At 55.9% G+C, this 6722-nt stretch carries 5 protein-coding genes; 2 read left to right on the top strand and 3 right to left on the bottom strand.

The window, feature by feature from the left end; translation table 11 throughout:
* Window positions 1-140 precede the first annotated feature (140 nt).
* Window positions 141-1439, bottom strand: a complete 1299-nt coding sequence (locus GX839_02860; GenBank protein NLB04408.1) for a hypothetical protein — start codon at window positions 1437-1439, stop codon at window positions 141-143.
* Window positions 1440-1492: 53 nt separating this feature from the next.
* Between GX839_02860 and GX839_02855 the strand changes: the two genes are divergently transcribed.
* Window positions 1493-2743, top strand: coding sequence for a nucleotidyltransferase family protein (locus GX839_02855; GenBank protein ID NLB04407.1), 1251 nt, complete (start codon window positions 1493-1495; stop codon window positions 2741-2743).
* A gap of 67 nt (window positions 2744-2810) precedes the next feature.
* Here the strand turns inward: GX839_02855 and GX839_02850 are convergent, their stop codons facing one another.
* Window positions 2811-4286 (bottom strand): hypothetical protein, encoded by a 1476-nt coding sequence (locus tag GX839_02850; protein NLB04406.1) that lies wholly within the window; start codon window positions 4284-4286, stop codon window positions 2811-2813.
* Window positions 4287-4391: 105 nt separating this feature from the next.
* On the opposite strand from GX839_02850, the gene GX839_02845 reads away from it, so the two are divergent.
* The gene (locus tag GX839_02845; GenBank protein ID NLB04405.1) at window positions 4392-5618 is read left to right on the top strand and encodes a tyrosine--tRNA ligase; all 1227 of its coding nucleotides are present in this window, start codon (window positions 4392-4394) and stop codon (window positions 5616-5618) included.
* Window positions 5619-5736: 118 nt separating this feature from the next.
* Here GX839_02845 and GX839_02840 read toward each other — a convergent pair whose 3' ends face one another.
* Window positions 5737-6513: a hypothetical protein gene (locus tag GX839_02840; GenBank protein NLB04404.1), complete on the bottom strand. Its 777-nt coding sequence runs from the start codon at window positions 6511-6513 to the stop codon at window positions 5737-5739.
* Window positions 6514-6722 lie beyond the last annotated feature (209 nt).

Genomic DNA, 6722 nt, shown 5'->3' with positions numbered 1-6722 from the left:
CCGGATCCTCTCATCCATCGCGCTGGAGCTATAGCACAACAACTATCTGCATCCCCTAAAACCCCCGAAAGCCCTGCGACTACGAAGGTCCGCAGGGCTTTCCTCTCTCATAACTGTAAAACTCGGGTTATAGCACAGTGTCAGCGCAGGGCGCCAAGGACCGCCGTGTTGTCTTCTGCCGTCAGCTTGAAGGTCCTCGACGTTTCTGCGGGCCGGTACCAGCCGCCGAATAGATCGGAGGTCGGGCTGGAGGCATAGGAGAGGGAGAGAACCTCACGTGCCGCCCCGATGAGGACCGGATCATCCGCGGCGCGGCCAAGCATCATGGCCAGGGCATAATCAACAGGAAGGGCTGATCCGTCGGGGGCGCCTGACACCGGATTCCAGCCCGAGGGCAACTGTTTGCCGTCACGGAGATGTGAGCGCAAAAAAGAGATAAGTTCGCGGTCAAAGGTTCCGACCTCGGCTAAGCGCAGAGCGATGATGAGTTGTTCCCGTGTTTTGGCAAGGGAGCTGCCGCCCGTAACAGACAGATATGTTTTTGTGCCGGAACTGACCGCTGATGCGTAAAGCGGCAGGGGGCTGTCCAGTTTGCCCTCTGAAACGATCCGCTTCCAGTCCGATGCCACCGGGGCCCAATCGGGATCAAAGCGCGACAGGGCCAGGAGTGCCCAAAGATCCACATCGGCAAGATGGGTGCCGAAGGCCTTCTCGACCGGCCGACTTTCCCCCGGTTCGGGAAGGGTTCCGGGCGGCGGGATATCCCACTCGTCATAAGCCAGGAGCATCCTGGGGCCGGCTGTCAGCTCGATGCCCGTTTGGCCCTGAAGAAAAACCGGCAATAGCCGCTCTGATTCAGCCCTGATCAAAGCCTCCAGGCTTTTTCCCCCGAAAGCCCTGTAACCCTCAAGCAAGGCCCGCGTGTAAGCCAGAGTTACGCTCCAGTGTGGTTCCAGACGCGAGACGATTCCTGGAAGCGCCGGATCCCCGGCCGCCAGGCAGGAAGCATGGAAAGACTCATCCGGGCCCCGGTAGGCACTGTCAAAACGATGGGCCCAGCGCAGAAATTCCGACCGGCTGCCCATCCTGGCCAGGACTCTGCCAAACATAATCTGGTCGGAAGCAAGAAAGCGTGCCGTCACCGTCCCTTCCTCCCCTCTTTTCGGTGAGGTTTCATAGGACACCGCCAGCAGACCGTCCACGACCTGCTGATCGACTGCAACCTGGCTGGACAATTTATTTTGAATGAGCTTCAGTGCCCCCGGTGCCAGAAGATCAGGATCGTAAAGACCGGACGGTCTGGCAGTACCGGGCAGCTCCGGGAGTTTGCCCGCCCGGGCGGATCTGCCGAAGGTGAATTCACTGACCAGGACCAAAGCCAGGGCAATAAGCAGCACAAGCCCTGCTCCCAGTAAGATTGCCTGCCTTTTCTTTGACATTTGCCGGTCCATCCTTTAGCTTGATTTTAGCATCAAAGGGAGATTTCCGAGAAATGGAAACCTGCGGACTGACAGCAGAATACAACCCCTTCCACAAGGGTCATGCCAGACAACTCCGGATGATCAGGGAACTTCTGGGGCAGGATGCCGGCATCCTTGTTTGTCTTTCCGGTCCTTTTTGCCAGCGCGGCGTTCCTGCCTTGCTGGACAAAGGGGTGCGCGCCGGGATCGCCCTGAGGGAAGGCGCGGACCTGGTCCTGGAGCTGCCCGCCGCCTTCGCCGCCTCCTCTGCTGAAAGGTTCGCCCAAGGTGCGGTTGACAGCCTGCTCGCGACCGGGGTGGTCCGCCGCATTGCCTACGGGACAGAGGACCCCGGCCGGCACAGCCAGATCAAAAGAGCCGCGGCCATCCTGGCCGATGAACCCGGGACGCTGGGCCGGGTCATCCGCGACGGCATCGCCTCCGGCATGGGTTTTGCAGCTGCCCGTGAAGCGGCCCTGGCTCAATGCTCCGGTGACCCTTCCCTTGCTGGCCTGCTCCGCAATTCCAACACCATCCTGGCGGTCGAATATGAAAAAGCCCTGCTCAGGTCAGGGCCCCTTCCCACCCTGGCCCTGCCCCTTTTTGACAAGGCCGGAACATCGGCAACCCTTATCCGGGGCAGGATCTGGCACGCCCTTTCAAAAGGTCCCGGAGACTTTCATCCCCTCCTTGTCTATCTGGCCCGGATTCTTCCCCCGCCCTCAGCCGCCGCCATCATGGAAGCGGTCACTGCGGGCAGGGGTTTGCTCCCGGAAGAGGTGATGGGACCCGCGCTCCTGCGTTCCCCCGCTTTTTTCGACCGGGAAAAATTGGAAAAAATGGAGGGAATGCAGGGCGGCCTGGCCGGCCGGTTATTCAAGTCGATCCGAAGCGATCCGCCCTCAGCCTCGGGGGATGACAAGACCCCTTACGAGCGCCTGATCAATCAGCTGGCCACACGCGCCCATCCGGCCACCCGGATCCGCCGGGCCATCCTGGCAGCCGCCCTGGGCATCGAAGCAGCTGACCGGGCCTTAACATCGGATGGTCCCGGCTATATCCGTGTCCTGGGTTTCAACCGGCGGGGCAGGCGCCTCCTTTCCTTCATGCGAAAAGAAGCCCGGCTTCCGGTCATCATGAATGCGTCCGGCTTCCGTCAGCTCAAGGATCCCTCGGCGGCGAAGCAGGCGGCACTTGACCTGCAAGCTCAGGCCCTCTGGAATTACCATGCCGGACTGGCCTGCCACAGTGAATTCGAGCGCCAGATACTCATGGTTCGCTGAAATTTACGGCGAAAAAAGAAAAGAGGCGCAAATCAGGCGCCTCCTTCCAAACCTTCTGCCAGGGAACCTAAATGATCTCGAGGCCCACGATCCCCAGAATTTTCCTGCCCAGACTCAAAGACAGCTCAAGATCATGCACCGCGCGCCTGACCCTGGTTCCCCTGGCTTCGACCAGCTGAACCACCCCATGGGCTGAACTGAGGATTTTGACCCCTTCAGCCGTATCCGGCTCAACACTGACCGCTTCCAGCCGGTCAAGTCCGTTCAAAACCTGAACCAGCCGGTCAAGCGGGCCTTGACTGCCGCTTCCGATCACGGCCAGGACATAGCGGTCCCCCGCTTCAAGAAGCAATCGGGCATCATGGGTCAGGCCTTCCAGAACCGAGGCAGTGTAATGGAGATCTCTTTGCGGATCTTCAGACCTTTGCCTCCCGTAGAAGAGGCGGGTCAGCAAGCGGTCGATCCCCGCCCCCATCTTTTTGTTTTCCTGGCTTGTGGATTCATGAACCGACCCAATGTAAAAGAGTTTGACCTGGTCAGCAAAGTCTTCCGGAGACCAGATCAGACCTTGGGAGGTGGCCTTGAAGACGGCAATGAAAGCCGCGAGCAGGATGCCGATGAAGGCGCCGGCCAAGCCGTACTTGATCATCTCTTTCCTGCGCGAAGGCCTGGGAGCGGGTGGGCCAGCTTCTGCTTCAGCTTTTTCGATTTTTGAAACCAAGGCTTCCTCGAGGATCTGGTCAAGCCTGGCATCAATCGCCTCCTCCTGCTCAGATATGGCCAGTCTTATCTCAGCCAGTTCCTTTTTGATCCGGTCTCTTTCAACTTTGACCTCCGGGTTCCAGCCCGTTTTCATCTTTTCATTTCGTATCTCGACATCAAACAGGTAAGTGACATCCAAATGTTCGCGGATGTCCCTTGTAAAGAATTGTCGGGCCGCCTCGGCAATAAACCGGACGGTCTCCTTATCCGGGCCAATGATTTCCAGATGGAGGACGTTATCATCAAGCAGTTCATAACTCAGAAGCTCTTTGAGCCAGACCGCTTCAATCCCATCTGAGTGTTTGCTGGCGATAGAGTTGACGAACAGGTCGCTCTTGGCCAGTTTCAAAAAATCGAGGCCCAGGAAATATTTCCGCTGGGCATAGGTTTCATCAGACTCCGGCAGGGGCATCTCAGGCTCCACTACAACTTCGAAGGAGATGGTCTCCTGCGCTTTTTCATCGATGGTCAGATAAATGCTTTTTTCCTGCCGGCGGCTCAGGCTGCTGAGCCGCTTGTTAAGCGAATCCAGTTCCTCTGCATAGCCCGCTATCTCAAGGTCCTCCCCCATGCTTGCGGCGGTAATGTCCGCAATCTCCTTGTCCGACAGGACGATTTCCTCCCCGGGCGCTTCAACGGCTCCCCCGGTAAAGGAGCGGTAATAGGCAAGCCCGGCCAGCAAGACGACACCGGCCAGTGCGAATACTGCGATCTGCCTCCAGGCGCGCAGGACAACAAAAATCAGATCTTTCATTTTGATTGATTGTTCAGGACTGGTCATAGGGATGCTCCCTCTTATGGTAGTCACACGATTATAGCAAAACTGCCAGCCGCAGGTTTCTGTGATAAAGTAGATTATGAAAATCAATCAAAGGAGGTTGCACACATGGGTAAAAACGTTTTCGACACCCTTCTCGAGCGCGGTTACATCGCGCAGGTCACACATGAAGAAGCGGTGCGCCGTTATCTGTCACAGGAAGGTGCGACCTTCTACGTGGGCTTTGATCCCACGGCTGACAGCCTGCACGCCGGTCATCTGGTCCAGATCATGATCATGAGCCATATGCAGCAGGCGGGCATCCGTCCCATCGCCCTGATGGGGGGAGGGACCGGTTACGTGGGGGATCCTTCGGGAAGACAGGACATGCGGTCGGTCATGACGCCTGAGGTCATCGCCCACAATGTCGGCTGTTTTGTCAAACAGATGAGCCATTTTTTGGATTTTTCCTCAGGCAGGGTCATCCTGGACGACAATGCCAACTGGCTGGTCCCCCTCAACTACATTGAATTCATCCGTGAAGTGGGTCCCCACTTTACTGTCAACCGCATGCTTTCAGCCGACTGCTACAAGCAAAGAATGGATTCAGGCCTTACCTTTCTGGAGTTCAATTACATGATCCTCCAGGCCTATGATTTCCTCATGCTCTTTCGCAAGTACGGCTGCCGCCTCCAGGCCGGCGGCGATGATCAGTGGTCCAATATCATTGCGGGCACCGAGCTGATCCGGAAGAAAGAGCAGGAGCCGGCCTACGGTATGACCTTCAAGCTGCTTGAGACACCCGACGGACAAAAAATGGGCAAGACCGCCAAGGGCGCGGTCTGGCTTGATGAGAACAAATATTCCGTCTACGACTTCTACCAGCACTGGAGGAATGTGGATGACGCCAACGTAACCAAATTCATGCGGTTTCTCACCTTTCTTGACATGGACGAGATCCGCCGTTATGAAAAGCTTGAAGGCGCTGACATCAACCAGGCTAAGATCCGCCTGGCCTACGAGGTCACAGCCGTCGTCCATGGCCACGAAAAGGCCAAACAAGCAGAAGAGGCGGCCAGATCTCTTTTTGGTGGTGGTGGCGACGACACCTCGGTTCCCACTGAAACCGTCAATAGGGATCAACTCAACCGCCCCCTGATTGACGTTCTGGCAAGTCTCCAGCTGACCAGGTCAAAGGGCGAAGCAAGACGCCTGATCGAACAGGGCGGCCTCTACGTTAACGACGGGCAGGTCAAGGAACTGTACGCGGAGCTCACAGAGGATCTGTTCTCGGACGGTGAACTGCTCTTGCGCATGGGAAAGAAGCGTCACATCAAGCTGGTCTTGATCGACTGATTTTGTTTTCTTTTCGTGCTTTTCCCGCGAAATCCAAAGCACAAAAAGCCGCTTGCCAGGTGTTGGCAAGCGGCTTCTTTTAACCACAGGATTATTGGAAACCCGCTGGCATGTCGCTCTAAGGGATTGTTGCCAGTTTTTCGTTGACCCTGGTCATCACCTCGGTAAAGTAAAGAGTCTCGGCTGTTGACCATTCTTCATCATCAAGCTCATCGAGCTTTTCCATCGCATCGGCATACTTCACCAAATAACTGGAATACTCAGTCAACATGCCCAGCTGATCCGTTGATCCTTTGTACTTGATCATAAAGGCGACATACTCATCCATGAATTCCTCATAGCTATCCATGGCCTTCTTGAACTCTGGTCTGATTCCTGAAACCGGATCGTCCGCCTTGGTCGTTTCAGCGGGTGTTTCCTGGGCGGTTGTCGGGGGTGCCGTTGTCTCTACGACGGTCGCTTCTTCCGTTCTGTCAGGTTCTTTCGCCTCAGCAGGAGCCTCAATCTCGATCGACATGGCATTTTTCCGGTACTCAAGCGTCAGGAAATATCCTGCTTCATTATAAGCAGAATAAGATTCATCACTCCTGGCGTAGTCATTCACAAAACCCCATTCACGGCATGCGTCGACGTAGGCATCATATTGTTCCTTTGAGGTGTTCCTCATTCTGACTAACATTCCAGCAGCTGTTTCCCATTCGAGCGTTCCGACAGTTGACTCTGGCACGGGCAGCATGCCGGCGATTTCACTTGAGGGCCAACGAAATTCTGCCTGAGAGATGGTTGGTTCTACCGTTGGACTTGTTTTTCCACCACAACCGGCCACAGCCAGAGCGATTGTGGCAACAGCCAATACCAGGATCACGCTCCTGCAGGTGATATTGTTTCCTCTCATTTTTCGCTCCTTATTCAACTCCGTTCTCCTACACCCTCTCTTGCCTCTTTCACCGGTAGCCACTCCCTCTATATGGTGGAGAAAGAACCCTCAAGCCCCAAAATTTGGCACGGAGAAAAAGGCACAACCAGCCTAACCAATACTTTCACATATTAACATGTTTCATTGTAAGTGCGAGTCAAGTTGTTGTGGGAAACCCGAAGAATCGT

The sequence above is a fragment of the Fastidiosipila sp. genome, from assembly GCA_012511175.1.
Classification (GTDB): Bacteria; Bacillota; Clostridia; order Saccharofermentanales; family DTU023; genus UBA4923.
This window is presented reverse-complemented; position numbering and strand designations above follow the sequence as displayed.